28 protein-coding genes are annotated in these 25,192 nt (G+C 65.8%); 21 read left to right on the top strand and 7 right to left on the bottom strand.

All coding sequences use genetic code 11. The features are described from left to right. The first annotated feature begins 131 nt into the window (after positions 1 to 131). The 7 genes from AMB_RS13350 to AMB_RS13375 all read left to right on the top strand — a co-directional run bounded on the left by AMB_RS13350 (position 132) and on the right by AMB_RS13375 (position 5,025). Complete coding sequence (locus AMB_RS13350; RefSeq protein WP_197531959.1) at positions 132 to 689, top strand: class I SAM-dependent methyltransferase; 558 nt, start codon at positions 132 to 134, stop codon at positions 687 to 689. Between the two features lie 79 nt (positions 690 to 768). Beyond that, entirely contained in the window at positions 769 to 1,191 is a 423-nt protein-coding gene (locus tag AMB_RS13355) for a bacteriohemerythrin (protein WP_011385034.1), read from the top strand. Between the two features lie 95 nt (positions 1,192 to 1,286). Next, positions 1,287 to 1,985, top strand: coding sequence for a glutathione binding-like protein (locus AMB_RS13360; protein ID WP_011385035.1), 699 nt, complete (start codon positions 1,287 to 1,289; stop codon positions 1,983 to 1,985). A 343-nt stretch (positions 1,986 to 2,328) separates the two neighbouring features. Continuing rightward, the gene (locus AMB_RS24550; RefSeq protein WP_158303971.1) at positions 2,329 to 2,856 is read left to right on the top strand and encodes a cache domain-containing protein; all 528 of its coding nucleotides are present in this window, start codon (positions 2,329 to 2,331) and stop codon (positions 2,854 to 2,856) included. A 55-nt stretch (positions 2,857 to 2,911) separates the two neighbouring features. Then, complete coding sequence (locus AMB_RS24555; protein WP_231848841.1) at positions 2,912 to 3,970, top strand: methyl-accepting chemotaxis protein; 1,059 nt, start codon at positions 2,912 to 2,914, stop codon at positions 3,968 to 3,970. An 18-nt stretch (positions 3,971 to 3,988) separates the two neighbouring features. Beyond that, positions 3,989 to 4,294, top strand: coding sequence for an STAS domain-containing protein (locus AMB_RS13370; protein WP_011385037.1), 306 nt, complete (start codon positions 3,989 to 3,991; stop codon positions 4,292 to 4,294). A 53-nt stretch (positions 4,295 to 4,347) separates the two neighbouring features. Next, positions 4,348 to 5,025, top strand: coding sequence for an ATP-binding protein (locus AMB_RS13375; protein ID WP_231848842.1), 678 nt, complete (start codon positions 4,348 to 4,350; stop codon positions 5,023 to 5,025). Here AMB_RS13375 and AMB_RS13380 read toward each other — a convergent pair. Then, positions 5,010 to 6,182 (bottom strand): PP2C family protein-serine/threonine phosphatase, encoded by a 1,173-nt coding sequence (locus AMB_RS13380; protein WP_011385039.1) that lies wholly within the window; start codon positions 6,180 to 6,182, stop codon positions 5,010 to 5,012. The two genes, AMB_RS13375 and AMB_RS13380, sit on opposite strands and share 16 nt — an antisense overlap. Before the next feature lie 249 nt (positions 6,183 to 6,431). Between AMB_RS13380 and AMB_RS13385 the strand changes: the two genes are divergently transcribed. Next, positions 6,432 to 8,297, top strand: a complete 1,866-nt coding sequence (locus AMB_RS13385) for a methyl-accepting chemotaxis protein (protein WP_011385040.1) — start codon at positions 6,432 to 6,434, stop codon at positions 8,295 to 8,297. Positions 8,298 to 8,320: 23 nt separating this feature from the next. Here AMB_RS13385 and AMB_RS13390 read toward each other — a convergent pair whose 3' ends face one another. Continuing rightward, the gene (locus AMB_RS13390; RefSeq protein WP_011385041.1) at positions 8,321 to 9,337 is read right to left on the bottom strand and encodes a class 1 fructose-bisphosphatase; all 1,017 of its coding nucleotides are present in this window, start codon (positions 9,335 to 9,337) and stop codon (positions 8,321 to 8,323) included. Positions 9,338 to 9,492: 155 nt separating this feature from the next. Here AMB_RS13390 and hybE point away from each other — a divergent pair, with 155 nt between their 5' ends. From hybE to AMB_RS13405, 3 genes are read left to right on the top strand one after another with little or no spacing between them, the layout of a single operon-like run. Next, a complete protein-coding gene (gene hybE / locus AMB_RS13395) occupies positions 9,493 to 9,966 on the top strand; it encodes a [NiFe]-hydrogenase assembly chaperone HybE (RefSeq protein ID WP_011385042.1) in 474 nt (157 codons plus the stop codon). Then, on the top strand, positions 9,963 to 10,757 hold the full coding sequence (locus AMB_RS13400) for a formylglycine-generating enzyme family protein (protein ID WP_011385043.1): 795 nt from the start codon (positions 9,963 to 9,965) through the stop codon (positions 10,755 to 10,757). Before hybE ends, AMB_RS13400 begins: the two co-directional genes overlap by 4 nt. After that, positions 10,754 to 11,236: a cupin domain-containing protein gene (locus AMB_RS13405; protein ID WP_011385044.1), complete on the top strand. Its 483-nt coding sequence runs from the start codon at positions 10,754 to 10,756 to the stop codon at positions 11,234 to 11,236. The genes AMB_RS13400 and AMB_RS13405 overlap by 4 nt, the downstream gene beginning before the upstream one ends. Here the strand turns inward: AMB_RS13405 and AMB_RS13410 are convergent. Further along, entirely contained in the window at positions 11,233 to 13,242 is a 2,010-nt protein-coding gene (locus tag AMB_RS13410; protein WP_011385045.1) for a 4Fe-4S binding protein, read from the bottom strand. The two genes, AMB_RS13405 and AMB_RS13410, sit on opposite strands and share 4 nt — an antisense overlap. A gap of 79 nt (positions 13,243 to 13,321) precedes the next feature. On the opposite strand from AMB_RS13410, the gene fdhD reads away from it, so the two are divergent. The 9 genes from fdhD (at position 13,322) to AMB_RS13455 (ending at position 21,778) form a co-directional block, all read left to right on the top strand. Continuing rightward, on the top strand, positions 13,322 to 14,203 hold the full coding sequence (fdhD, locus tag AMB_RS13415; protein WP_011385046.1) for a formate dehydrogenase accessory sulfurtransferase FdhD: 882 nt from the start codon (positions 13,322 to 13,324) through the stop codon (positions 14,201 to 14,203). Further along, positions 14,196 to 15,353 (top strand): molybdenum cofactor guanylyltransferase MobA, DUF3305 domain-containing, encoded by a 1,158-nt coding sequence (gene mobA, locus AMB_RS13420; RefSeq protein ID WP_148207405.1) that lies wholly within the window; start codon positions 14,196 to 14,198, stop codon positions 15,351 to 15,353. The genes fdhD and mobA overlap by 8 nt, the downstream gene beginning before the upstream one ends. Before the next feature lie 116 nt (positions 15,354 to 15,469). Next, the gene (locus tag AMB_RS13425; protein WP_011385048.1) at positions 15,470 to 15,901 is read left to right on the top strand and encodes a DUF3306 domain-containing protein; all 432 of its coding nucleotides are present in this window, start codon (positions 15,470 to 15,472) and stop codon (positions 15,899 to 15,901) included. Between the two features lie 243 nt (positions 15,902 to 16,144). Then, entirely contained in the window at positions 16,145 to 16,750 is a 606-nt protein-coding gene (locus AMB_RS13430) for a TorD/DmsD family molecular chaperone (RefSeq protein ID WP_011385049.1), read from the top strand. An 11-nt stretch (positions 16,751 to 16,761) separates the two neighbouring features. Beyond that, entirely contained in the window at positions 16,762 to 16,965 is a 204-nt protein-coding gene (locus AMB_RS13435; RefSeq protein WP_231848843.1) for a hypothetical protein, read from the top strand. Positions 16,966 to 16,982: 17 nt separating this feature from the next. Next, complete coding sequence (locus tag AMB_RS13440) at positions 16,983 to 19,868, top strand: formate dehydrogenase subunit alpha (protein ID WP_011385051.1); 2,886 nt, start codon at positions 16,983 to 16,985, stop codon at positions 19,866 to 19,868. 14 nt (positions 19,869 to 19,882) lie between these two features. Then, complete coding sequence (fdh3B, locus tag AMB_RS13445; RefSeq protein WP_011385052.1) at positions 19,883 to 20,518, top strand: formate dehydrogenase FDH3 subunit beta; 636 nt, start codon at positions 19,883 to 19,885, stop codon at positions 20,516 to 20,518. Positions 20,519 to 20,520: 2 nt separating this feature from the next. After that, positions 20,521 to 20,784, top strand: a complete 264-nt coding sequence (locus AMB_RS13450; RefSeq protein WP_011385053.1) for a hypothetical protein — start codon at positions 20,521 to 20,523, stop codon at positions 20,782 to 20,784. A 13-nt stretch (positions 20,785 to 20,797) separates the two neighbouring features. Further along, complete coding sequence (locus AMB_RS13455) at positions 20,798 to 21,778, top strand: formate dehydrogenase subunit gamma (RefSeq protein ID WP_011385054.1); 981 nt, start codon at positions 20,798 to 20,800, stop codon at positions 21,776 to 21,778. Between the two features lie 115 nt (positions 21,779 to 21,893). Here the strand turns inward: AMB_RS13455 and AMB_RS13460 are convergent, their stop codons facing one another. The 4 genes from AMB_RS13460 to AMB_RS13475 are packed head-to-tail and all read right to left on the bottom strand — an operon-like array spanning position 21,894 to position 23,971. Further along, positions 21,894 to 22,511, bottom strand: coding sequence for a transferase hexapeptide repeat family protein (locus AMB_RS13460; protein ID WP_011385055.1), 618 nt, complete (start codon positions 22,509 to 22,511; stop codon positions 21,894 to 21,896). After that, a complete protein-coding gene (locus AMB_RS13465; RefSeq protein ID WP_011385056.1) occupies positions 22,508 to 22,951 on the bottom strand; it encodes an acyl-CoA thioesterase in 444 nt (147 codons plus the stop codon). The genes AMB_RS13460 and AMB_RS13465 overlap by 4 nt, the downstream gene beginning before the upstream one ends. Further along, positions 22,948 to 23,730, bottom strand: a complete 783-nt coding sequence (locus AMB_RS13470) for a 3-hydroxybutyrate dehydrogenase (protein WP_011385057.1) — start codon at positions 23,728 to 23,730, stop codon at positions 22,948 to 22,950. Before AMB_RS13470 ends, AMB_RS13465 begins: the two co-directional genes overlap by 4 nt. Before the next feature lie 58 nt (positions 23,731 to 23,788). Beyond that, positions 23,789 to 23,971 (bottom strand): DUF1192 domain-containing protein, encoded by a 183-nt coding sequence (locus tag AMB_RS13475; RefSeq protein ID WP_043744535.1) that lies wholly within the window; start codon positions 23,969 to 23,971, stop codon positions 23,789 to 23,791. Positions 23,972 to 24,047: 76 nt separating this feature from the next. On the opposite strand from AMB_RS13475, the gene AMB_RS13480 reads away from it, so the two are divergent. After that, positions 24,048 to 25,040, top strand: a complete 993-nt coding sequence (locus tag AMB_RS13480; protein ID WP_011385059.1) for an NAD(P)H-quinone oxidoreductase — start codon at positions 24,048 to 24,050, stop codon at positions 25,038 to 25,040. The last annotated feature ends 152 nt before the right edge of the window (positions 25,041 to 25,192 follow it).

A 25,192-nucleotide genomic window follows, 5' to 3' on the forward strand; every position in this document is an offset into this window, starting at 1 on the left:
GAGGGGTCAGGGAAGCGTGAAACTTGGAGGCCTTCTATGCTGAAATGTGGGGAGACGGCATGGCGGGGCTGACGCTCCCCGCCCCGGCATGTATGATCCGCCCCCAAACGGCAATCGAGACACAGGCTGACATGACACAGGAAATGGCGATTCCCATGCCGCCCGAAGAGGGCATGAAGCTCAATATCGGTGGAATCGTCCGGAGTCCCGGCTGGACCATCCTCAACGTGGTCCCCGGCCCCCATGTGGACATCCTGGGGACCTGCACCGATCTCAGCATGATCGCCAGCGCCAGCTGCTCCGTGGTCTATGCCTCGCACGTCATGGAACATCTCGGCTACAACGGCGAACTGCAAAAGGCGCTGGCCGAGTGCCATCGCGTGCTGAAGCCCGGCGGGCATCTGCTGGTCAGCGTGCCCGACCTGGACGTGCTGTGCCGCCTGTTCATCGACCCCGATTCCGGCCCGCAGGACCGCTTCATGATCATGCGCATGATGTTCGGCGGCCGCACCGACGCCCACGATGTCCATGTAACGGGGCTCAGCATCGACATTCTCGGCAGCTTCGTGAAGGAGGCGGGCTTCGCCAACGGCTTCCGGGTCGCCGATTTCGGCCTGTTCCTGGACACCAGCACCCAGGTCCACAAGGGCAGGCCCATCAGCCTGAATCTGGTCGCCATCAAGGGCTGACGCCGCCCCCTCGGTTCCCCCGTTGAGCCTTGCTTCAGGACGGGTTAACCTGAGGGTGTAGCCAAAGGGGGAAACAACCATGGCCATTGCCTGGGAAGAAACGCTCAAGGTCGGCGATATCGAAATCGATGCCGATCACAAGGAACTCATCGGACTGATCAACGACTTCGAGGCCAAAGCCAAGGCTCCGGAGGGTGTGGACAAGCATGTCATTCAGGTGACGCTGGAGCGGCTGCAGCTCTATGCCTACGACCACTTCGCCCGCGAGGAGTACATCCAGGCGGTCGCCAAGTATGACGGGCTGGAGGAGAACAAGCGCCAGCACGCCGCCCTGCGCAAGACCTTGGGCGACTACATCGCCAAGTTCAACGCCGGCGAATACGCCGATCTCAAGGTGGCGGCTGGCGAGATGTCGGGCTTCCTGAACCACTGGCTGATGAACCACATCCTGGAAACCGACCTCAAGATGAAGGGCAAAATGAAGGTCGAGCAGTGGCGCTGAGGCGCTGAGCCGACCCGGCCTCATACCATCGGCAGGGCTTCCGCCCTGCCGGATTTGGCCTACCTGAGAGGAAACGCCTCACGGGGAGCGCCGGAATGATCGACCTCTATTACTGGACCACGCCCAACGGGCACAAGATCACCATCTTCCTGGAAGAGGCCGGCCTGGCCTATCGCATCCGTCCGGTCAACATCTCCAAGGGCGAGCAGTTCCAGCCCGATTTCCTGCGCATCTCCCCCAACAACCGCATGCCGGCCATCGTCGACGACGAACCGGCCGATGGCGGCGCGCCGCTCTCCGTATTCGAGTCCGGCGCCATCCTGGTCTATCTCGCCGAAAAGTGCGGCCGTTTCCTGCCCGCCGACGCGCGGGGGCGTGCCACCACGCTGCAATGGCTGTTCTGGCAGATGGGCGGATTGGGGCCCATGCTGGGCCAGAATCACCACTTCGTCCAATACGCTCCGGAAAAAATCCCCTACGCCATCGACCGCTACGTCAAGGAGACCAACCGCCTGTATGGCGTCCTGGACCGCCGCCTGGCCGACAGCGAATTCATGGCCGGCGAGTATTCCATCGCCGACATGGCATCCTATCCCTGGATCGTGCCTTGGGAACGCCAGGGCCAGAACCTGGATGACTTTCCCAACCTGAAGCGGTGGTTCAACGCCATCGCCGCCCGGCCGGCGGTTCAGAGGGCCTATGCCCGCGCCGACGAGGTCAATACCCAGCGCGTGGTCACCGAAGAGGCAAAAAAAGTCCTGTTCGGGCAAACCGCGGCTATCCCGGGAACCTGACCCTGACGGAAAGGGATAGGCCACAGATAATCACGCATAAAAAAAACATGTTTCGCCCACGACTTCATACCTAGACGAACCGCATAGCGTCTTACCCTAATATACGCTCAATGAAATTAAGATCGTCTGGCAGAATGTTGTCTATCCCCTCCCCGCCAACGTCACACCTTGATTTTGTAACAATCCGTGACAACGATATTTCCTCTGCGTCGATCCCCGTCCAACGTTTGACATATGCTGCCCGTTGCGATTTAGTTGCAGCGCAGCAACTGGACATATTGACTCGAGGGCGGTCATGACGTGGCTTGACGACAGGCGAATTGGAACAAAAATCGGATTGATCGTGGCAGCAGCCTTCTTCGGCATGTGCCTGATCTTTGTCGGCGCACTGGACATGCTGAATGGGGAGGTATTGTCCGGACGCAAGACCAAGGTCAAGGATCTGGTCGACAGTGCCGCCGGCATCATCGCCGCCTACGAGGCCGATGCCAAGGCGGGCCGCCTGCCCGAGGTCGACGCCAAGGCCGCCGCCCGCCGCGACGTCGCCGCCCTTCGCTATGGCGACAACGACTATTTCTGGATTCATGATCTTGGCGGCCACATGGTCATGCACCCCATCAAGCCGGATCTGGACGGCGCCAGCGTCGGCGACATGAAGGATGCCAACGGGCAGCCGCTGTTCGTGCGCATGAACGAGTTGGTCAAGGCCCGGGGGGCCGACTTCCATTACTACGACTGGCCCAAGCCCGGCTCCCCCAAGCCGGTGCGCAAGGTCTCCTACGTCAAGCTCAACCCCGGCTGGGGCTGGGTGGTCGGCACCGGCATCTACCTGGACGACGTGGACGCTGCCTTCTGGTCCAGCGCCCTGTAGTGCGGCCTGGGCGTGGTGCTGCTGACCGACACTGGTCATCGCCGTCTCCATCCTGGTGGCACGACGCATCACCCGTCCGCTGGTCAATCTTTCCACCGTTATGGCCGAGCTGTCCCGCAAGGAATTCCAAAGGGAGGTTCCCGCCCAGTCCCGCAAGGACGAAGTCGGCGACATGGCCCGCACCGTCGAGATTTTCAAGGAAGGCCTGATCCGTGCCGAACAATTGGCCGCCGAGCAGCGCGAGGCGGAGTGGACAAAGGACAGGCGAGCCCGCGTCGTCGACAACCTCCTCAAGGAATTCAACGAGGAGGTGACGGAATCCCTGCGCGGCATGGCGGATACCGCCGAACAGTTGGAAGCCACTTCGCGCGCCCTGTCGGACACGGCCCAAGGGGCCTCGGCCCAGGCCACGGCCGTGGCCTCGGCCATCGAGGAGACCGCCGTCAACATGCGCACCGCCGCGGGCTCGGCCGAGCAGCTGGCCGTATCGGGCGAGGACATCAGCCAGCGCGTCGCCCTCTCTGTGAGCGTGGCGGGCGACGCCTCGGCCGAAGCTATCCGCACCACCACCCTGATCAACAGCCTGGCCGAGGCGGTGGGCAAGATCGGCACCGTGGTGGCCCTGATCAACGACATCGCGTCGCAGACCAACCTGCTGGCGCTCAACGCCACCATCGAAGCAGCCCGGGCCGGCGACGCCGGCAAGGGTTTCGCCGTTGTCGCCAACGAGGTCAAGACCCTGGCCAACCAGACCGCTCGGGCCACTGACGAGATCGCCTCGCAGATCGCCACGGTTCAACGGGTCACCGGCGAGGCGGTGACCGCCATCGGATCCATCTCGGCGGTGATCGAACGCATCCGGGACACCTCGTCGGGCATTGCCGGGGCCGTCCACCAGCAGGAGGAGGCCACCGGCGAAATCGCCGAGAACGTTCAGCAGGTTGCACAGGCGACAGCCGAGGTCAGTTCCAATATTGTGGGTGTCAATCAGGCGGCGGAACAGACCGAGCGCGTCGCGGACGAGGTTTTCGGAACGGCCAAGGACGTGTCTGAACGCGCCAACAGCCTCCGTGAACGGGTCGACACCTTCCTGACCAGCATCCGGGCATCCTAGAACCTGAGAGAAGCTCAAATGAAATATGCGCTGAAGACCACCGGAAATGCCGCCCAGTTAAGCCTCAGCGGGCCCCTGACCTTCGCCGAGGCCCCGACCTTTCCCAAAATCCTGGCCGAGCTGGACGCCTCCAAGTCCATGAACAACCTGGAAATCCAGCTGGGCGACCTGACCTTCATCGATTCGACAGGCATGAGCCTTTTCGTCCATATCTATGACGCCTCCCAGAACCGTAATCTCAAGGTTTCGGTGCTCGGGGCGTCCGGCCCCGTGGCCTCGGCCCTCGAGCGCGCCGCATTCAAGACGCTGTTCGAGTTCAAGTGATCCGGCAAACACCCTCTCCCGCCGTCGTCAGCCGGACCCTCGGCAGAAGGGGGTTGGGACGGTTCGGGCGCCTGGCCGCCGCAGGATTGCTGCCGCTGCGGGCCGACGAGCACGGCCAGTGCCTCGTGCTGTTCGAAGGCTCAAGCGCAGACGACCTCGACGACATCCTCTGTCCGCCCGCCGCCTGGGCCATCGATCTGGACTCGTCGTCTCCCGATCGTGGCCTGGACCGGCTTCCGGCCCGTCTGCTGGTCAGGGCGGCCACAACCACGACCGTCCGTCACGACGTGGTCAGCGTGGTGGTCGCGGCCCTGAGGCAGCGCCTGCCCCGTGCCGGAATGATCGAGGACGACATCCGCCTGACCCTGCAGGAAGCGGTGAGCAACGCCGTCATGCACGGCAATCTCAGCTTGGATGGGCGGCTGCGCGGTAGCCGGGAAGGCCTTTCCAAGTTCACCCAGACCATGCAGAACCGCTTGGCCGATTCCCGTTTCGGCCATCGGCCGGTAACCATCGCCCTGGACTGGAACCAGACTCACCTGGTGATTCGGGTGGAGGATCGCGGCCGGGGATTCCAGCCGCCAGCCATCTCGCTTCCGGTCGAGCCGAAAGCCTGTTCCGGCCGGGGCATCGGCCAGATCCGCGCCCTGTGCGAACGGGTGCTGTTCACCGATCGGGGACGCCGCATCACCATGCGCTTCCGCCTGCCGGCGCCTCAGCCCACCACCTGAACCCAAGTGACGTCGTCGGCGAATTCGCCGGGCGAGCGGGAGGTGAACACCGACATCACCCCGGCCACCGTCTCGGTGGGGTCGTCGGTCAGCACCTGACGGACAAGATCCAGCACCCAATCCTCGCCCAGCGGGTTGCCGTGCGAATCCGGGGCATCGATCAGGGCGTCGCTGTAAAGCGAAAGTTGGCTCCCCGGCGGGAACGGCATCGTCACAAGCTCGTACCGGGCCTCCAGGCTGATTCCCAACGGCAGTCCCACCCCCCCCACCAGATGTGGCTCTCCACCCGGCTCCACCAGAATGGGGGCTGGGCCGCCGGCATTGACCAGGGACAGGGTCCGTTCCTGGCGGTCGATCACCACCAGGGTCATGGTGGCGAACTGGCCGCGCGGCAGCAATTGCTTCAGGGTAACGTTGACCTTCTCCAGCACGGCATCGGGAAAGCCCATCTGGGCATCCAGATCCTGCAACAGCAGATGCAGGCGGAAGGTGTTGATGGAGGCGGCGACGCCGTGGCCGGAGAAGTCCACCGTGTAAAGGGCAAGGCGATGGTCGTCCACCGGCACCAGCCCCCACAGATCGCCACCCAGTTCGGTGGAGGGATTGAACACCGCATTGATGGACAGGCCATAGCGGTCCCGCGCCTCGCGCATCTGGGCGGGGCCGGGCAACAGGGCGTTCTGCATGCCGCTGGCCATGCGCAGGTCCACCGCCAGCCGGTCGCGGTAGCGCCGCAGGTCGGCCAGCAGCAGGTGGCTGCGCAAATGGACCTCGACCCGCGCCACCAGTTCCCGACGGTCGATGGGCTTGCCGATATAGTCGTTGGCCCCGGCGGCGAACAAGGCATTGCGGGTGGTCTGGTCGATCACCGCCGACAGAACCAGAACCGGCAGGGCGCGGTAACGCGGATCGGCGCGCAGCGCCACCAGGAATTGCTCGCCGTTCATCACCGGCATCATCAGGTCCAGCAGCACGATGTCGGGGGCGAAGCTCTCGACCTTCTCCAGACCCTCGCGGCCATCGCGGGCGCATTCCACATTGGTCAGGCCCATGCTCTCCAGCACGGCGCAGGCGAAGATGCGGTTCATCTCGTTGTCCTCGACAACAAGAACCTTGGCCTGGGCCAAGTCGACGGCGAGTTCTTCTTGCTGATCCAATGCGTCCTCCTTGTCGCCAAGGATATCCATGCCTGGGAAAATCGCCAGTGAAGAAGACGGGCTGCACCAGTAAATTCCGCCGGGCCGGCAACAAAACCTTGACCCGCGGACAACCGCCTTGGCAAGATCATTACGCCAGGACGCGGCAACATAAAATAATTATGCGTTCGTATAGGAAGGCGAGCAGTAATCGGTAGGGTCGGGTCCATCCTGGGGCCGGCTGTCGCCATTACTTGTTGGGAGAATCCCGTGCTCGCCCGCGTCGCCGATGCCCGCATCACCGTCAAGTTCTTTATCGCCCCCCTCCTATTGGTTGCCTGCATCATGGTGCTGGGCGCCGTTTTCCATGTGGCCATGGAAAGACAGGAGCAATCCATGGAGGGCATGGTCACCGTGTCCTTCGCCAACAGCCGCACGGCGGCCGAGTTGGACGGCATGGCGGCCACCATCGAATCCAACATCTATCGCCTGCTGGGCTGGCAAGCGGCCAAGGAAGAGAAGGACCGAATCAGGGCGCTGGACACCCAGGTGCGCGCCGATCTCAAGACCCTGGGCGAGAAGTCCAAGGCGCTGCTGGACTCCCTGAAGGCCGAACCGGCAACCTCGAAGCAGATCCGGGACTACATCCTGGCGGCGGGCGACGTGCTCGACATGTACCAAAGCGACCACGTCACCGCTCTGGCCATGATGGGCGCCACCGAGCTGGAATATGACGGCATCCGCGCCAAGCTGCGCGAGATGACCACTAAGGCCGCCGCCAGTGCCGCCGAGGATTATCACGAGGCTAAGGCCTCGGCCGACAGCACCCGGACGCAGTATTTCCTGGTCCTGGCCATCTTCCTTGCCTTGGGGGTGGTGGTGACGCTGGGCATGGCGCGGCTCACCGCCCGGCCGGTGACCCAGCTGACCGGAATCATGGGGCGCCTGGCCGAGGGCAGCACCGATGTGGAGATTCCCTCCCAGGACGGGCGCGACGAGGTGGGCGAGATGGCCCGCGCCGTGGCGGTGTTCCGCGACGGCATGAAGCGGGCGGCGGACCTGGAATCCCAGCAGCGGCGCCAGCGCGAGCAGCAGACGGAGTTGCTGGCGCGGCGCGACCGGATGATCGCCGAATTCAACGGCGCCATGGAAAAGATCATGGCGACGGTGTCCTCGTCCATCGAGCGGGTGCACACCCTGTCCAGTTCGCTGCAATCCACCGCCGAGCAGACCAGCGCCCAGGGCTCCGCCGTGGCCGGCGCCGCGGAACACTCGGCCGCCAATGTGGCCACCGTGGCCAGCGCCGCCGAGCAATTGGGCTCCTCGGTGCAGGAGATCAGCCGCCGGGTCACCGAGACGGCCACCATCACCTCGGAGGCGGTCAGCGGCATTCATACCGCCAACACCACCATGGACGGCCTGGCCGAGGCGGCGCGGCGCATCGGCGAAGTGGTGCAGTTGATCAACGACATCGCCGGCCAGACCAACCTCCTGGCCTTGAACGCCACCATCGAGGCCGCCAGGGCCGGAGAAGCGGGCAAGGGCTTTGCCGTGGTGGCCAGCGAGGTCAAGACCCTGGCCAACCAGACGGCGCGGGCCACCGACGAGATCGCCCAGCAGATCGCCGGCATCCAGTCCATTTCCCAGGAGGCGGTGCAGACCATCCGCAACGTGGGGACGACCATCGACCGGGTCAACGAAGTGGTGTCATCCATCGCCGCGGCGGTGGAGGAGCAGAGCGCCGCCACCGACGAGATCGTGCGCTCGGTGCAGGAAGCCTCGTCGGGCAATGCCGAGATCACCCGCAACATCGCCGACGTGTCCAAGGCCGCCACCGCCACCGGCGAAATGGCGTCCGGCATGTTCAAGGCGGCCGACGAGCTGGTGGAGGAAGCCGGTCACCTGCGCTCGGAGGTCAGCGGCTTCCTCGGCAATATGCGGCAGAGGATAAGGCATGAAAAAAGCCGGACGCGGCACCATCGGCCGCGATCCGGCTCCCATCATGCGGACCTTATACCAAGCTGCGGTGATCGAAACCGATCACCGCAGCGCCCTCATGCGGCGGGCGGGCGCCGTGCGCCCTTGCCTCCCGCGCGTAAGGCGCGCGGCCCCTTGGGCCTAACCAACCCGCGATGAGTTTCACTCAGCGCAGGCTGGTATTACTTCTTCGCGTCGTATTCGGCGTGGTAGGCGCCGATGCGCTCCACCTCTTCCTTGGAGCCCAGGATCACCGGCACGCGCTGATGCAGGCCGGTGGGAGGAACCTCCATCATGCGACCACGGCCGGTGGTGGCGGCACCACCCGCCTGCTCGACGATGAAGGCCATGGGATTGGCTTCGTACATCAGGCGCAGCTTGCCGCCCTTCTTCATGTTCTCGGTATCGGCCGGGTAGAGGAACACGCCGCCGCGACACAGGATGCGATGCACCTCGGCCACCATGGAAGCCACCCAGCGCATGTTGAAATCCTTACCCCGGGGGCCTTCCTTGCCCTGGCGGCATTCATCGATATAGCGCTTCACCGGCGGCTCCCAGAACCGCTCGCGGGACGCGTTGATGGCGAATTCCTTGGTATCGGCCGGAATGGTCATGTTGGGGTGGGTCAGCAGGAACATGCCCACGTTGTTGTCGAGGGTGAAGCCGTTGACCCCGTTGCCGGTGGTCAGCACCAGCATGGTCGACGAGCCGTAAAGGGCATAGCCGGCGGCAACCTGCTTCACGCCGGGCTGCAGGAAGGCGTCCTTGGACCCGGCATTGGCACCCTCGGGCAGCTTCAGGATGGAGAAGATGGACCCCACCGAGATGTTGACGTCGATGTTGGACGAGCCATCCAGCGGATCGAACAGCAGCAGGTACTTGCCATCGGCGGCGCCGTGCACGGCGTGCACGTCTTCCAGCTCTTCCGAGGCCATGCCGGCATAGGACCCGCCCAGGGCGTTCATGTGCAGGAAGATGTCGTTGGCCAGCACGTCGAGCTTCTTCTGCTCCTCGCCCTGGACGTTCTCCGACCCCGCCACGCCCAGATTGCCGGCCAGCGCACCGCGGTTGACCTCGTGCGAGATCATCTTGCAGGCGAAGATGATGTCGGTCATCAGCGCGGTGAACGAACCCGACCCGCCCAGGCGGCGCTGTTCCTGCAACAGGAAGTGGGTCAGCGTGATCCTTTTGTACGGCATGTCTTCCCTCTCGAGGCTTAAGGCGGGATTTTCCCCGTCGTTGGGTGGCGCCAAGACTTAAGCTTAAGGCCACAAAAATGCAATGTGAAGGTGGGGACTTCTCCCCTTCCAGCGGGTAGGCTACCATCCCGTCCCCGTCATTCAGGAGCACCCCCATGGCCGATCCCCTGTCGCCCGCCGACCAGACCCGCATCCGCGAGCTGGTGAGCGTCTTCGCCCGCATCGGCGAGGAGCGCATGAAGGACCTAGGCCTCTACAACCCCGCCCTTCAGGTGGAAGCCGTGGGCTTTCGTCAGTGGCAGGGCTGGCTGGCCGGCATTCTGGTGACGCCGTGGTTCATGAACTTCATGCTGCTGCCCGGATCCGACACCGAGAATCTGGCCGGGGTCGAGCCCGGCTCGCGGCGGCGCATCGACCTGCCCAAGGGCCAGGTGGTGTTCGTGGTCGGCGAGGTCGAAGAGGTGGGGCCGTATCTGTCCCACTCCATCCACTCGCCCATGGGCCAGTTCCCCGACCACGCCAGCGCCTCCACCACCGCCTGGGCCGCCGTCGGCCCCTATTTCCAGGAGCCGGGCGAGGAACCGCAAAGCGGTTGCGGCTTCGGCTGGGGTGTCAACAAGGGGCCATGAGAGGGATCGTCCCCGCCCTCGTCATCATCGCCCTCGCGTTTCTGACACCGCTGCCCGCCGCCGCCGGGGAGTGGCTGCCCTGCCCCCAATGCCCGCCCATGGTAAGCATTCCGGCGGGCAAGGCCTTGATGGGCGACGACAGATCCAAGTTCGCCAACGAGAAGCCGGCGATGCCCATCGCCATCGCCCGCCCCTTCGCCCTGTCGGCCAGCGAAATCACCTTCGACCAGTGGGAGGCCTGCGTCGCCGCCAAGGCCTGCCGGGGCGGCCAGGACGACCACGCCTGGGGCCGGGGCAAGCGGCCGGTGATCAATGTCACCTGGGACGATGCGCGGGCCTATGCCGCCTGGGTGGGGTCGCAAAGTGGCCTTGCCTGCCGCCTGCCCAGCGAGGCCGAATGGGAATACGCCGCCCGGGCCGGCGCCGCCACCGGCTATTGGTGGGGCGAGGATGTGGGACATGACCGGATCAATTGCCGCGACTGCCTGGGCAAGGAGCCGCCCTATGGCTCCAAGCCGGCGAGGAGCCTGCCGCCCAATCCCTGGGGCCTCTACGAGATGAACGGCAATGTCTGGGAATGGACGGCCGACTGCTGGACCCCGGACCATTCCAAGCCCGCCGCCGGCCAGGAGTCCGCCTGCCGAGACAAGGTGATCAAGGGCGGTTCGTGGTACTACTTCTCCGCCATGTCGCGGGCCTCGGCACGGGCCAAGAACGACGCCACGGTGTGGAGCTACAATATCGGCATCCGGGTGCTGTGCGAGTTGCCGGACGGAAAGGAAGCGAAATGAGCCAGGACCGGTTTCCCGTCGCCGTCGAGGCCGCCGCCACCGCCCCCCGGATTCGCCCCTCCATTTACCCCGAGCCCTTCGCCTCCATGATGGCGGGACGGGTCAAGCATCCGCTGGGCGACCTGTTCGGCCTGGGCAATTTCGGCGTCAATCTGGTGCGGCTGGCGCCCGGCGCCGTCTCGGCGCTGCGCCATGCCCATGCCCGCCAGGACGAGTTCATCTACGTCCTGGAGGGCACGCCCTCCCTGGTCACCGATGCCGGCGAGACCCCGCTGGCGCCCGGCATGTGCGCCGGCTTCAAGGCCGGCACCGGCGACGGCCACCATCTGGTCAACCGCGGCGACACCGAAGCGGTCTACCTGGAGGTGGGCGACCGCACGCCCGGCGACACCGCCACCTATCCCGACGACGACATCGCCGCCGTGCAGGACAAGGACGGCACGTGGCGGTTTCTGCACAAGGACGGGACGGCCTATTAACCCTTTTCGTCCCGCTCCCTCAGATAATCCTCGGTGGTCCGGGTGACGGGCGGCTCGGCCCCGGCCAGGGGGCGGGCACCCTCCTCCAGCTGGTATTGGGCGACCACGCGGCAATCCTCGCACATCTTGATGAGGTCCAGCTTGCCGGTGCCCTTGAACATGGCATGATTGCTCATGCGCTCGGTCATGCGCTCGATCACCGATTTCGAGGCGAAGGGCTTGCCGCAGCGGATGCACTCGTAGGGCTCCTCCTCCTTCAGCACCTGACGCAGCCGCGCCTCTGAGCCGAAGGCCAGACGGGGCAGCAGGCTCACCGCCTTTTCCGGACAGGTGACCCGGCACAGGCCGCACTGGACGCAATTGACCTCCAGAATGCCCAGCGACGGCTTGTCGGGATGACCGGACAGCGCCTTGGCCGGACAGGCCGAGACACAGGCCATGCACAGCGTGCACTTGGCCTGATCCACGGCGATGGTGCCGAAGGGATCGCCGGCCTCCAGCGGCAACACCGCCACCGGGGCGGGGGCGTGCCGATGCAGATGGGTGAGCGCCAGCCCCAGGGTCTGGCGCTTGCCGCCCAGCACCAGGAACTCGGCGGCCGGCTCCACCGGCCGGGGCGCCTTGGCGGCAAGGAACGCGGCGATGGCGGTCGGATCGGCTTCGGCCTCCAGCCGGACACGGCAGGCCCAGCCCAGCCCCTCGGCCACCCGATTGGCGAGGGCGACGGCGGCACGAACCCCGTCCAGGTCATGACGCTTGGCCGGATCGGCCAGCAGCAGCACCTCGCCCGCTCCCTTGGCCAGGGCCGTCAACAGGAGTTCCGGCCCCAGCGCCGCCAGGGCAGCCACCTGCATGGGGATGACGTCGGCGGGCAGGCCATCGCCGAAGCGGGCCAGCGCCGCCAGCGCCTCGGCCCCCTGACCATCATGGATGAGGAGCACGGGCGAGCCGCCCCCGGCCCCACGATGGGTCTCCAACAGCACACTCAGGCGGGTATAGACCCCGTTGCCGGCGGGAACGTCGAAGCGGATGGCCCCGGTGGGACACACCGAGGCGCACGGGCCATGCCCGCCGCACACATGGGCATCCACCGCCGCCGCGTCGCCCTGTGGGGAGAGCGCTCCCGACGGACAGGCGTCGAGGCAGCGGGTACAGGCCACCTGACCGTTGCGGGAATGGGCGCACAGCGCCGCCTCCACCTTGATCCAGCGGGGTTTCTCGAACTCGCCCACCAACCCGCCGATCTCGGCCAGCGCCCGCTCCAGGGCCACGACGTCGTTGGGCTCCATCTTGAACCAGCCATCACGGGGCGCCAGCAAGGCGGGCTCGCCGCTGAGGTCCAGCACCAGATCGGCGGCCAGATCGCGGCCGCCCACCGCGCCGTCGAAACTGAGCGCCCCCCGGGCGGAGGGCGAAGCGCCGGCCAGCTCGCCGACGCTGACCTTGAAGGCCCCCAGATGGCCCGAGGCGCGCAGCGGCTTGCCCCGAAACAGTCCCAGCGCCCGCACCGGCGGCGGCACCAGATGGCCGTCATGGCCGGGCAGCAGCAGGCAGGTCACTGCGCGCTCGGCCCCCAGCCGCCGCGCCGCCTCCAGCACCTCCGGCCCGCGCCCGAGAATCAGGACCGAGCCCGCGCTGGTCAGGGTCACGCTGGGGGTGGGCTCGGGCTCCTGCACCGCCTCGGAGATCAGGGCGGCGATCTTGGGAGTGGCACGGGCCGCCTCGCCCGACCAGCCGGCCCGGTCGCGGATATCGACGCAGACCGGCTCGGGCGCCTCGGCAAGGCGGGCCAGTTCGGCGAACAGCGGCGCCTCCTGACCGCAGGCCACCAGCAATTCCTCGCCCGAGGCGGCCGCCTGACGAAAGGCGTCGACCTGCGAGCGGCAAAGCTGGAAATACACCTGATCCGGCGGCTCGGTCCCCAGCGCCCTGGCCAGGGCCTTGACGTCGAGGGGCATGGTTCCCTCGCACGAACACAGCATCACCCGCTTGCCGCCAACCTTCATGTGCCTCGTCCCTTATTTCGTTTCCGGCCCATTGTAGGTCGGGCCGGGGCCGCATACTGTAAAGACCAGGAGGCCAAGAATGAACGACAAAGACATGCTGGTGCGTCCCGATCCCGAAGACCGGCGCCTTTATCAGACCGTCACCGGAATCGATCAGACCCGAGCCAGTGTTCCCGCCGACATCATCAATGAGCGGCCGCTGACCATTTTCCTCAACGGGCGCGAGATCGTCACCGCCATGACCATCGGCGACTACCCCGACTATCTGGCGCTGGGCTATCTGCTGAACCAGAATATGTTGCGCGCCGATGACGAGGTGAAATCCGTCGATTACGACGAGGAGATCGAGACGGTGGTGGTGCGCACCACCCGCCAGACCGATTACGAGGAAAAGCTGAAGAAGAAGATCCAGACCTCCGGCTGCGCCATGGGCACGGTGTTCGGCGACGTCATGGAAAAGTTCGAGACGGTCAGCCTGCCCACCGACGAGCGCTTTCACACCTCGTGGCTTTACGGCCTGCAAAAGGCCATCAACACCATGCCGTCGCTGTACCTCAAGACCGGCGCCATCCATGGCTGCGTGCTGTGCGAGGAGGACCGGCCGCTGATCTACATGGAAGATGTCGGCCGCCACAACGCCATGGACAAGATCGCCGGCTACATGTTCCGCCACGGCCTGTCCACCAAGGGCAAAAGCCTCTACACCACCGGACGGCTGACCAGCGAGATGGTGATCAAGACGGTGCAGATGGGCATCCCCGTGCTGCTGTCGCGCTCGGGCTTCACCGCCTGGGGCGTGGAGCTGGCACGCAAGGCGGGCCTGACCCTGATCGGCCGCGCCAAGGGCAAGCGCTTCATCGCCCTGGCCGGAACCGAACGCATCGTCTTCGATGCCGACCCCACCCAAGCCACCGACGAGCCGGGGCACCTGTCGCGCAAGGGGAGCCGCGACGATGACTGACATGGTTCCCCCCGCCTCCAACGCCATCGCCGGACTGATCCTGGCCGGCGGGCTATCGCGGCGCATGGGCGGCGGCGACAAGCCGCTGATCAGCGTCGGCGGCCAAAGCCTGCTGGAGCGGGTGATCGACCGGCTACGGCCCCAGGTCGGCCCCATGGTGCTGAACGCCAACGGCGATCCCGTCCGCTTCGCCGACACCACCTTGCCGGTGGTGCCCGACGTACTGGACGGCTATGGCGGGCCGCTGGTCGGCGTGCTCACCGGGCTGGAATGGCTGCGCGATCACACCTTCGACGTGGAGTGGATGGTCAGCGTCGCCGCCGACACCCCCCTCTTCCCCGACGATCTGGTGGACCGCCTGCACAAGGCGGCCGTCGAGCAGAACGCCGACATCGTCGTCGCCCGCTCGGGCGAGCAGGCCCACCCGGTCTTCGCCCTGTGGCCCCTTCGCCTGGCCGCCGAGTTGCGCCGCGCCGTGGTGGACGAAGGCATGCGCAAGATCGATGCCTGGACCGAGCGCTACCGCGTGGCGCACGTGGACTGGCCGACCCGGCCCCACGATCCGTTCTTCAACGTCAACACCCCCGAGGATGTGATGCGCCTCGGCATGATCCTCGACGGTACCCTGCCGGCCGAACCGCCGCTCTCGGCCGAGACCGGAATCGCCGTCCTGGTGGAGCGCCGCGACGGCGCCACCCAGTGGATCAAGGATTCCTGGCGGCCGTTGGAAGCCCTGGTCGACGCGCCCGAAGGCGGCCCGTGGACCCTGCTTCGCCGGGACACGGGCTTCGAGCATTATCTGGCCGGCGGCGTCAAGGTGGTGCTGCACCGCTCCGACATCACCTCCTACCGCTACAATCTCGCCGGGCTGGAGCCCCGCCTTTACGTGGTGTTGCGCCATACCGGCGAGGCGGATATGCCGGTCAAGGTGGTGATGGCCACCATCGCCCCCGACGAAGCCCAGGCCATGAGCGAAAGCGGTGAGGACATGGTCGACGGCGTGCCCCTGCCCCGCGCCCTGTTCGATTGGGCCATGGCGTTCTGCGCCTGCCACCCGCCGGACGAGCCCATGCGCAAGAGAAAGCGCGACAAGCTGGATTCCGACAAGGTGTTCGGCGCCAAGGGACGCAACGCCTCGCCCGGCGATTGAGGGACGAACATGCGAGCAAGGCGAAGCCGAAGCGCGGGAGCGTTGAGCGACCCGGAGCGCAGCGGAGGAGCCAAGGGTTTCGAGGAAACCCGCCCGGCGATTGAGGGACGAACAACATGACCGAGCCCTTCCTGTCGCGCTGGTCGCGGCGCAAGCTCGACACCAAGGTCCAGCCGGCGCCCCTGCCACCCGACGAGGCCAGGGCATCCGGCGAGGCCGGGGTACCGGCCCCGGCGGAGCCGCCGCCGGACCTGCCTCCTGTGGAAACCTTGGACAAGGATTCCGACTACTCCGCCTTCCTCAAGGCCGGCGTGCCGCAGGAGCTGAAGCAGGCGGCGCTGCAAAAGCTGTGGGCCAGCGACCCCGCCCTGATGGCGCCGGAAGTCATGGATCTTCATATGGGCGACTACACCTCGCCCGTCGCCGAGGTGGTCAAGACCGCCTGGCGGCTGGGCAAGGGCGTACTGGACGCCGCCGAGCTGGCGGCCGAGGCCGAGGAAAAGGCCGCATCCGAGCCCCCTTCCGCGCCGCCAAAACAGGATTCCTGATTACCCTGCATTTTTTACGGGCGCATGGTAATTTTTGCACAAAATAATTCAGCAACAAAATACCACAATAACACTTGCAAGCAATTGCTGTGATGCAGCAATCAAAAACGTGCCCGCACCCATGGAATTACACGATTCAACTCCCGATCTCCTTGACTGGTAGGACCGGTTTACGGATGATCCATTGACGACCAAGGGAGATGGTCTCGGTTTCGGCGGAAGATCGGAACCACGGGAGGAAAGATGAGGGCGGTGACGGCACTCCAAGGCATGGCCGAGGACGATTTCCTGCGTGCGCGGTTTTACGGCTTGCTTGCGGCCTTGCTGGTCGCTTCGCCGCCGGAGGATCTGCTGCGCCGTCTGGCCGCCATGCCGGGCGATGCCACGCCGCTGGGCACCGCGCTCGGCCATCTGGCCCAAGCCGCCGCCGCCACGGATGCCGAGACCGTCGCCGAAGAGTTCGCCGACCTGTTCGTGGGGGTGACCGGGGGCGAGATCATCCCCTATGGCTCGTGGTACCTGACCGGTTTCCTGCACGAGAAGCCCCTGGCCGAATTGCGCGACGACATGGCGCGCCTGGGCGTCGAGCGCTCGCCCGGCGTATCCGAATCCGAAGATCACGTCGCCTCGCTGTGCGAGATGATGCAGGGCCTGATCACCGGTGTCTTCGCCGAGCCCCTGGACCTGCCCCAGCAGAAGATGTTCTTCCAGACCCATCTTGGGTCCTGGATGCCCCGTTTCCTGGCCGATCTGGACAAGGCCCCCTCCGCCCGCTTCTACCGCGCGGTGGCGGAACTCGGCCGGGTGTTCCTGGAGATCGAAGCCCAGGCTTTCGCCATGGTGGACTGATGGAGAGTGCGATGACCCAGAACTCCGAAACCAAAACCGTCAGCCGGCGCGACCTGCTGCGCGGTGCCGCGCTGTCCGCCGGAGCCGCCGGTGCCGCCGCCGTGGGGGTGACCGCCACCAAGGCCGACGCGGCCTCGGCCGACCGGGCCGGCACGGGCGCCGGCTATCAGGAAACCGACCACGTGCGGCGCGCTTACGAAGCCGCCGGCTTCTAGAACCGAGGGAGAGACTCATGCTGATCAAGAAGCGTGATGGCGAGGCCCGCAAGTCCGCCTTGTCCGAAAATCTGGCCTCGGTGTCCGGTGGCTCCATGGACCGCCGCGCCTTTCTGCGCCGCTCGGGCCTGACCGCCGGCGGCGCCGCCCTGCTGGGCGGAATCGGCGCCGGAACCGTGCGCAAGGCCGACGCGGTGCCCGTGGCGCCCGATGCCAAGGCCGAGGTCAAGAGGGCCATCTGTACCCACTGCTCCGTGGGCTGCACCGTCAATGCCGAAGTGTCCAACGGCGTGTGGATCGGTCAGGAGCCGGCCTTCGACAGCCCGCTGAATCTGGGCAGCCACTGCGCCAAGGGCGCGGCGGTGCGCGAGCACGCCCACGGCGACCGCCGCCTGAAGTATCCCATGAAGCTGGAAGGCGGGAAGTACAAGCGCATCAGCTGGGAGCAGGCCATCACCGAGGTGGGCGACCGCCTGCTGAAGATCCGCGAGACGGCGGGGCCGGATTCGGTCTACTGGCTGGGCTCGGCCAAGTTCTCCAACGAGCAGGCCTACCTCATGCGCAAATTCGCGGCGCTGTGGGGCACCAACAACGTCGACCATCAGGCCCGCATCTGCCACTCCACCACCGTTGCCGGCGTCGCCCAGACCTGGGGCTACGGCGCCATGACCAATTCCTACAACGACATCCATAATTCCAAGGCGATGTTCTTCATCGGCTCCAACGCCGCGGAGGCCCATCCCGTCGCCATGCTCCACATCCTGAAGGCCAAGGAGCAGAACAAGGCGCCGCTGATCGTCTGCGACCCCCGCTTCACCCGCACCGCCGCCCATGCCGACGAATATGTGCGCATGCGCCCCGGCACCGACGTGCCGCTGATCTGGGGCATCATGTGGCACATCTTCGAGAACGGCTGGGAAGACAAGGAATTCATCCGCAAGCGCGTCTGGGGCATGGATCAGGTCAAGGCCGAGGTCGCCAAGTGGACTCCGGAGGAGACCGAGCGGGTCACCGGCGTGCCCGGCGCCCAGTTGAAGCGCGTCGCCCAGATCCTCGCCACCCACAAGCCCGGTACCGTGGTGTGGTGCATGGGCGGCACCCAGCACACCGTGGGCAATGCCAACGTGCGCGCCTATTGCAACCTGCAACTGGCGCTGGGCAATGTGGGCGTGGCCGGCGGCGGCACCAACATCTTCCGCGGCCACGACAACGTCCAGGGCGCCACCGACATGGGCCTGGATGTCACCACGCTGCCCGCCTATTACGGTCTCGCCGCCCCGGCCTGGAAGCACTGGGCGCGGGTGTGGGGCCTTGATTACGACTACATCAAGGGGCGTTTCAAGACGCCCGAGCTGATGGAAGCCCCCGGCATTCCCGTCTCGCGCTGGTATGACGGCGTCAACGAGGCCAAGGAAAACATCGCCCAGCCCGAGCCCATCAAGGCCATGGTCTATTGGGGCCACGCCCCCAATTCCCAGACCCGCCAGCCCGAGCTGAAGAAGGCCATGGAGAAGCTGGATACCCTGGTGATCATCGATCCCTATCCCACGGTGTCCGCCGTTCTGCACGACCGCACCGACGGCGTCTACCTGCTGCCCGCCGCCACCCAGTTCGAGGTGGACGGCTCGCGCACCGCGTCCAACCGCTCGATCCAGTGGTCCGAGCAGGTCATCAAGCCCATGTTCGAATGCAAGGCCGACCAGGAGATCATGTACCTGTTCGCCAAGAAGTTCGGCTATGCCGCCGAGCTGTGCAAGAACATCAAGGTCGAGGGCGACAAGCCCGTGGCCGAGGACATCCTGCGCGAGATCAATCGCGGCGCCTGGACCATCGCCTATACCGGCCAGAGCCCCGAGCGCCTGAAGGCCCATATGGCCAACCAGCAGACCTTCGACAAGACCACGCTGCGCGCCGTGGGCGGGCCTTGCGACGGCGATTATTACGGCCTGCCCTGGCCGTGCTGGGGAACGGCCGAGATGAAGCATCCCGGTACCCCCAACCTCTATGATCCGTCCAAGCCGGTGAAGGATGGCGGCCTCAACTTCCGCGCCCTGTTCCCCGAGTACAAGGGCGAGAGCCTGCTGGCCACGGATTCCTGGCCCGAGGGCTCGGAACTGCCGGCCGGTCATCCCGGCTTCACCTATGGCATGCTGAAGAAGCTGGGCTGGGATGTGGACCTGACGCCGGAGGAAAAGGCGACCATCGAGAAGATCGGCGGTGAGAAGGCCGACGACGTGGCCTGGACCATCGACCTGTCGGGCGGCATCCAGCGCGTGGCGGTCAAGCATGGCGCCGCGCCCTTCGGCAACGGCAAGGCCCGCGCCGTGGTGTGGAACTTCCCCGATCCGGTGCCGCTGCACCGCGAGCCGCTGTACACGCCGCGCCGCGATCTGGTGGAGAAGTACCCCACCCACGCCGACAAGAAGATGATGCGCCTGCCCTTCCTCTATAAGTCCATTCAGGACAAGGACGTGTCCAAGGAGTTCCCCATCATCCTCACCTCCGGGCGACTGGTGGAGTACGAGGGCGGCGGCGACGAGACCCGCTCCAACCCCTGGCTGGCCGAGCTGCAGCCCGAAATGTTCGTCGAGGTCAATCCCTTCGACGCCAATAACGCGGGCATTCGCGCCGGCGATTATGTCTGGGTGCACGGCCCCGAAGGTGGCAAGGTCAAGGTCAAGGCCCGCATTACCGAACGGGTGGGACGCGGCGTGGCCTTCATGCCCTTCCACTTCGGCGGCTGGTTCCAGGGCAAGGACCTGCGAAGCAAATACCCCGAAGGCGCCTCGCCCATCGTCCTGGGCGAAAGCACCAACACAGCACAGACCTACGGCTATGACTCGGTGACCGGCATGCAGGAGACGAAAGTCACCCTGTGCCGCATCGAGAAGTTCCAGGCGTAAGGAGGAGAACGATCATGGCCCGCATGAAATTCCTCTGCGACGGCGAGCGCTGCATCCACTGCAGCGGTTGCGTCACCGCCTGCAAGAATGAGCACGAGGTGCCCTGGGGCATCAACCGCCGCCGCGTGGTGACCTTGAACGACGGCAAGCCGGGGCAGAAATCCCTCTCGGTGGCCTGCATGCACTGCTCGGACGCGCCGTGCATGGCGGTCTGCCCGGTGGATTGCTTCTACCAGACCGGCGACGGCATCGTGCTGCACAACAAGGACCTTTGCATCGGCTGCGGCTATTGCTTCTACGCCTGCCCCTTCGGCGCGCCGCAATACCCCTCCACCGGCAATTTCGGTGGGCGCGGCAAGATGGACAAGTGCACCTTCTGCGCCGGCGGCCCCGAGGCCGACCATTCCAAGGCGGAGTTGGAGAAATACGGCCGCAACCGCATCGCCGAGGGCAAGCTGCCGCTCTGCGCCGAGATGTGCGCCACCAAGGCCCTGCTGGCCGGCGACGGCGACATGGTCTCGACCATCTACCGCGAGCGCGTCATGGCCCGCGGCTTCGGCTCGGGCGCTTCGGGCTGGGGCCAGGCCTATGGCGAGCAGAAGCGTGAACGAGCCCGCGAAGGCATGGGCGCGCCGGGCAAGGACAAATAGCCATGCGCCCGCACGCCATGGCGACCGCCGTGCTCTGCCTCCTCGCCCTTGCTGCTTGCAAGGGCGAGGAGATGGGCCGGCAGATCAAGCTGGACAAGGGGACCTATGCCGGGCTCCGCGACGGCGAGATCACCCCCGCCACCCGTGAATCCCTGCAGCAGCGGATCGCCAGCCAGAACGACGGCATCGCGCGGCTGGCGACTAGCGGCGTCATTCCAACCGGCGAGGCGGCCCCCACCGGCCGCATCGCCGGGCAAAAATTCTAAGGGGAGGCATCGCATGAGCCGAACCATCCTCGCGATCCTGGTGCTGGTCTTCGGCCTTGGACTGGCCCAGCCCGTCCGGGCCGCCGGTTCCGATGGGGACATCCCCACCGCCGCCCAGTCCGACCGCATCACCAGTCCCGACTCCTGGCGCTCCATCCGCCAGGGCGAAGCCGGCTATATCGGCGGACAGCCTGCCGCCCGCGGTGTGCTGATCCAGTCCGAGGGCGAGACCTGGCGCAATTTCCGTAACGGCAAGCTGGCGGTCTATGCTGGCTGGCTGCTGATCGGCGTCACCCTGGCCATCGCCGCCTTCTACTTCATTCGCGGCAAGATCATGATGGAGGGCGGGCCTTCGGGCCAGACCATCCTGCGCTTTACCAAGATCGAGCGCATCGGCCACTGGCTGACCGCCGGCTCGTTCCTGGTGCTGGCGGCCACCGGCCTGAACATCCTGTTCGGCCGCTGGATCATCGAGCCCTGGCTGGGCAAGACGCTGTTTTCTTGGCTGACCTGGGCCGGCAAGTGGCTGCACAACATCTCCGGCTTCGTCTTTATGGCCGGGCTGGTGGTGATCTTCTATTTGTGGGCCAGGGATAACCTCTGGGACCGCTATGACTGGGGCTGGATCAAGGGTGGCGGCGGCCTGCTGAAAAAGGGCGTCCACCCCCCGGCCGCCAAGTTCAATTTCGGCCAGAAGACCCAGTTCTGGATGGTGATCGTGGTCGGCGCCCTGGTGTCGTCCACCGGCCTCAATCTGCTGTGGCCCTTCACCCTGGGCGATATCCACGCCATGCAGGTCATGCAGCTGGTTCACGCCGCCCTGGCGGTGGTGATGGTGCTGTTCATCCTGGGCCACATCTATATCGGCACCATCGGCATGGAAGGCGCCTCGACCGCCGTCACCACCGGCTATGTGGACCGGGAATGGGCGCGCGAGCACCATGCCGTCTGGGTGGAAGAGGTGGAAAAGAGCGAGCCGAAGGCGGCGGAGTAGGCTAATCGGGCTGCTCGGGGAGAACCCCGACCCCCCTTTTATTTCTATCCATAGAATCAAAAGGGGGTTCGGGGCATCGCCCCAAATGGGTTTCGGGCGATAGCCCGATAGTGTCTCAGCCCTTGGGCTTGTGCCGGGTCAGATCATCCGGCCACAGGGCGCTGGGATTCAACTGCGCCCGTCCCGGCTCGGGGACTGACAGCGGCTCGCACGCCACCATGGACGTCAGCGCCCGCTGGGCCAGTTGCTGGTAGGCCTCGGTGCCGCGGGTCTTGCGGGCCACTTCCTCATCCGACAACTCGCGCAGGACCTTGGCGGGCAGACCGGCCACCAGGGTGCGCGGCGGTATCTTGAAGCCGGCAGGGACGAAGGCCATGGCGGCGATGATCGCCTCCTCGCCCACCTCGGCACCGTCATAGATGGACGACGCCATGCCCACCAGGGCGTTGCGGCGGATGCGGCAGCCATGGACCACGGCGGCATGGCCGATATGGCCGTAATCCTCCACCACGGTGTGAAAGCCCGGCGTGCCGTGCAGGATGCAATTATCCTGGATATTGACGCCCGAGCCGATGATCACGCTGGAGAAATCGGCGCGAAGCGAAGCCCCCGGCCCGATGAAACAGCCGGGGCCGATGCGCACGTCGCCGATCAGCACGGCGGTGGGATGGACGTAGGAGGTGGGATCGACCACCGGCACCATTCCCTCGAACGAGTAGCAAAGGCCGGTCATGGCATCCTCCGATGGGATTCGAACACGGCGCGCACCGCGTCGGGAATGGGAACCGGGCGCTGGCTGGCCCGGTCGACGAAGACGTGAATCCAGTGGCCCTCGGCGGCGGCTTCGTCGCAGCCCTCTTCGAACAGGGCGAGACCGTAACGGGCGCTGGTGCGGCCCATATGGTCGATGCGGATGCCCGCCACGACAGCAGAGGGATAAGACAAGGGCTTGAGAAAGCGGCAGGACGATTCGGCGGCGAAGGTGATCACCGGCGCACTCATCAGGTCCAGCCCGCAAGGGCCCGTCAGGAACTTGACCACGATATGCTCGAAGAAGCGCTGATAGACCACATTGTTCAGGTGGCCGAACATGTCGTTGTCCGACCACCGGGTCTGGATCTCCAGGCGGTAGGGATAATCAGCCTGGCGCGACGGCTCCTTCTTATGACTCATTGCGCCGTCCAGCCGCCATCCATGGTCAGGCTGGTACCGGTCATGTTGGCACCGGCGCCAGAGCACAGGAACACCGCCAGATCGCCGATCTGCTCCGGCGTGGTGAATTTCTTTGAAGGCTGCTTTTCCGACAGCAGGTCACGCCCGGCCTGCTCCACCGGGACGCCTTGCGCCTCGGCGCGGGCATCGATCTGCTTTTGCACCAGGGGGGTGAGCACCCAGCCGGGGCAGATGGCGTTGCAGGTCACGTCGGTCTCGGCGGTTTCCAGCCCCACCACCTTGGTCAGCCCCAGCACGCCGTGCTTGGAAGCCACATAGGCGGATTTGTTGACCGAGGCCACCAGGCCATGGGCCGAGGCCACGTTGATGATGCGGCCCCAGCCTCGCGCCTTCATGCCGGGCAGCGCGGCGCGGATGGCCTGGAACACCGAAGTGAGGTTGATGGCGATGACCGCGTCCCAGCGCTCCAGCGGAAACTCCTCCACGGGAGAGACATGCTGGATACCGGCATTGTTGACCAGGATATCGACGCCGCCCAGCCGGGCTTCGGCATCGCGCACCAGAACGCCGGCGCCATCGGGCTTGGACAGATCGGCCCCGTTGTAAAGCACGGTGACGCCGAATTCCTTGGCCAGCCCGGCGCGCAGCGCCTCGATCTCGGCCCCGTCACCGAAACCGTTGAGCATGACCGAAGCCCCCTGCGCCGCCAGGGCGCGGGCGATGCCGAGACCGATACCGCTGGTGGACCCGGTCACCAGAGCCCGTTTGCCGTTCAACATGCCGTTCCCTCCACTCCCTTGGTGATACCAAGCCACAAAGCGGCAAACAAGTACCGATTTACCGCTTGAAGAACGCCTCGGCTCCGGCCTTGACCGCCTGCTTCCGGCCGATGGCCTCCTGGGCACGGACGATCTCGGCCTGGAGATCGGCGATGTAGTCCTTCAGTTCCTCGATGGACATGGGGTCGAGGTTCTTCATGCCCTGGGGCTTGTTGCGCGGTTCCAGATCATCGGTGTCCATGGGGCGATCCTCTCTTGCCACAACTGATGGAACGTACCAGATTGGGCCGCCCACCGACATAAGAGAGGCCTGACGGATGCTGCCCGAGACCATGACCTGCGTCGAGATTTCCACCCCCGGCGCGCCCGAGGTGCTGAAACCCGTCACCCGGCCGCTGCCATCCCCCAAGGCGGGGGAAGTGCTGATCAAGGTGGCGGCGGCGGGCATCAACCGCCCCGACGTGCTGCAGCGCGCCGGCGCCTATCCCGCTCCGCCCGGCGCCTCGGACCTGCCCGGGCTGGAAGTGGCCGGCACCATCGCCGCCCTGGGCGAAGGGGCCGCCTCCCCCGCCCTGGGATCGCGGGTCTGCGCCCTGGCCCCCGGCGGCGGCTATGCCGAGTACTGCACCGTGGATGCGCGCCATTGCCTGCCCATTCCGGCAGGTTATGACATGATCCGCGCCGCCGCCCTGCCCGAGACCTTCTTCACCGTCTGGCACAACGTGGTCGAGCGCGGACAGTTGAAGGCGGGAGAGCGCTTTCTGGTGCATGGCGGCGCGGGCGGCATCGGCACCACCGCCATTCAGCTTGCCAAGGCGCTGGGCGCCACCGTCTTCGCCACCGCCAACGGCGAAGCCAAGGGCAAGGCCTGCCGCGACCTGGGGGCCGATTTCGCCATCGATTATTCCACCGCCGACTTCGTCGAGGTGATCAAGGCCGAGACCAAGGGCAAGGGCGTCGACGTCATCCTGGACATGGTGGGCGGCGACTATATCGCGCGCAACATCAAGAGCCTGGCCGCCGATGGCCGCCTGGTCTCCATCGCCTTCCTGCGCGGCAGCTCGGCCGAGATCAACCTGATGCCGGTGATGCTGAAGCGCCTGACCCTGACCGGCTCGACCCTGCGGCCCCAATCCAACGACGCCAAGGCGCGCATGGCTCGGGGACTCGCCGAGACCGTCTGGCCGCTGCTGGACAAGGGCGCCATCGCGCCGCTGATCCATGCCGTTTTCCCCCTGGCCGAGGCCGCCAAGGCCCATGCCCTGATGGAAAGCAACGCCCATATGGGCAAGATCGTGCTGCAGGTTTGACCAATGCCACATTCGCACCTATAACTACTTTCGCACTCGCCGGAGTGTTGCCATCCGCGATCCGACCCCATGTGGTCTCGCGGGTATTTCGGAAAAAAGCGTTGCGGGGGATCGTTCCCGCCCCGTCCAGGGCGGACGGAGGGGAACGACAC

The organism is Paramagnetospirillum magneticum AMB-1 (assembly GCF_000009985.1).
In the GTDB taxonomy this organism is placed as follows: Bacteria; Pseudomonadota; Alphaproteobacteria; order Rhodospirillales; family Magnetospirillaceae; genus Phaeospirillum; species Phaeospirillum magneticum.

Excerpts from the sequence above, each read along its gene's own strand:
- AMB_RS13360 (WP_011385035.1), top strand. The coding sequence starts at position 1,287 with ATGATCGACCTCTATTACTGGACCACGCCCAACGGGCACAAGATCACC.
- AMB_RS13390 (WP_011385041.1), bottom strand. The coding sequence starts at position 9,337 with ATGCCGTACAAAAGGATCACGCTGACCCACTTCCTGTTGCAGGAACAG.
- AMB_RS13460 (WP_011385055.1), bottom strand. The coding sequence starts at position 22,511 with ATGACCGGCCTTTGCTACTCGTTCGAGGGAATGGTGCCGGTGGTCGAT.
- AMB_RS13370 (WP_011385037.1), top strand. The coding sequence starts at position 3,989 with ATGAAATATGCGCTGAAGACCACCGGAAATGCCGCCCAGTTAAGCCTC.
- AMB_RS13450 (WP_011385053.1), top strand. The coding sequence starts at position 20,521 with ATGCGCCCGCACGCCATGGCGACCGCCGTGCTCTGCCTCCTCGCCCTT.
- AMB_RS13435 (WP_231848843.1), top strand. The coding sequence starts at position 16,762 with ATGACCCAGAACTCCGAAACCAAAACCGTCAGCCGGCGCGACCTGCTG.
- mobA (WP_148207405.1), top strand. The coding sequence starts at position 14,196 with ATGACTGACATGGTTCCCCCCGCCTCCAACGCCATCGCCGGACTGATC.
- AMB_RS13355 (WP_011385034.1), top strand. The coding sequence starts at position 769 with ATGGCCATTGCCTGGGAAGAAACGCTCAAGGTCGGCGATATCGAAATC.
- AMB_RS13400 (WP_011385043.1), top strand. The coding sequence starts at position 9,963 with ATGAGAGGGATCGTCCCCGCCCTCGTCATCATCGCCCTCGCGTTTCTG.
- hybE (WP_011385042.1), top strand. The coding sequence starts at position 9,493 with ATGGCCGATCCCCTGTCGCCCGCCGACCAGACCCGCATCCGCGAGCTG.
- AMB_RS13440 (WP_011385051.1), top strand. The coding sequence starts at position 16,983 with ATGCTGATCAAGAAGCGTGATGGCGAGGCCCGCAAGTCCGCCTTGTCC.
- AMB_RS13430 (WP_011385049.1), top strand. The coding sequence starts at position 16,145 with ATGAGGGCGGTGACGGCACTCCAAGGCATGGCCGAGGACGATTTCCTG.
- AMB_RS13410 (WP_011385045.1), bottom strand. The coding sequence starts at position 13,242 with ATGAAGGTTGGCGGCAAGCGGGTGATGCTGTGTTCGTGCGAGGGAACC.
- AMB_RS13470 (WP_011385057.1), bottom strand. The coding sequence starts at position 23,730 with ATGTTGAACGGCAAACGGGCTCTGGTGACCGGGTCCACCAGCGGTATC.
- AMB_RS13475 (WP_043744535.1), bottom strand. The coding sequence starts at position 23,971 with ATGGACACCGATGATCTGGAACCGCGCAACAAGCCCCAGGGCATGAAG.
- AMB_RS13405 (WP_011385044.1), top strand. The coding sequence starts at position 10,754 with ATGAGCCAGGACCGGTTTCCCGTCGCCGTCGAGGCCGCCGCCACCGCC.
- AMB_RS13455 (WP_011385054.1), top strand. The coding sequence starts at position 20,798 with ATGAGCCGAACCATCCTCGCGATCCTGGTGCTGGTCTTCGGCCTTGGA.
- AMB_RS13425 (WP_011385048.1), top strand. The coding sequence starts at position 15,470 with ATGACCGAGCCCTTCCTGTCGCGCTGGTCGCGGCGCAAGCTCGACACC.
- AMB_RS13465 (WP_011385056.1), bottom strand. The coding sequence starts at position 22,951 with ATGAGTCATAAGAAGGAGCCGTCGCGCCAGGCTGATTATCCCTACCGC.
- fdh3B (WP_011385052.1), top strand. The coding sequence starts at position 19,883 with ATGGCCCGCATGAAATTCCTCTGCGACGGCGAGCGCTGCATCCACTGC.
- AMB_RS13480 (WP_011385059.1), top strand. The coding sequence starts at position 24,048 with ATGCTGCCCGAGACCATGACCTGCGTCGAGATTTCCACCCCCGGCGCG.
- fdhD (WP_011385046.1), top strand. The coding sequence starts at position 13,322 with ATGAACGACAAAGACATGCTGGTGCGTCCCGATCCCGAAGACCGGCGC.
- AMB_RS13350 (WP_197531959.1), top strand. The coding sequence starts at position 132 with ATGACACAGGAAATGGCGATTCCCATGCCGCCCGAAGAGGGCATGAAG.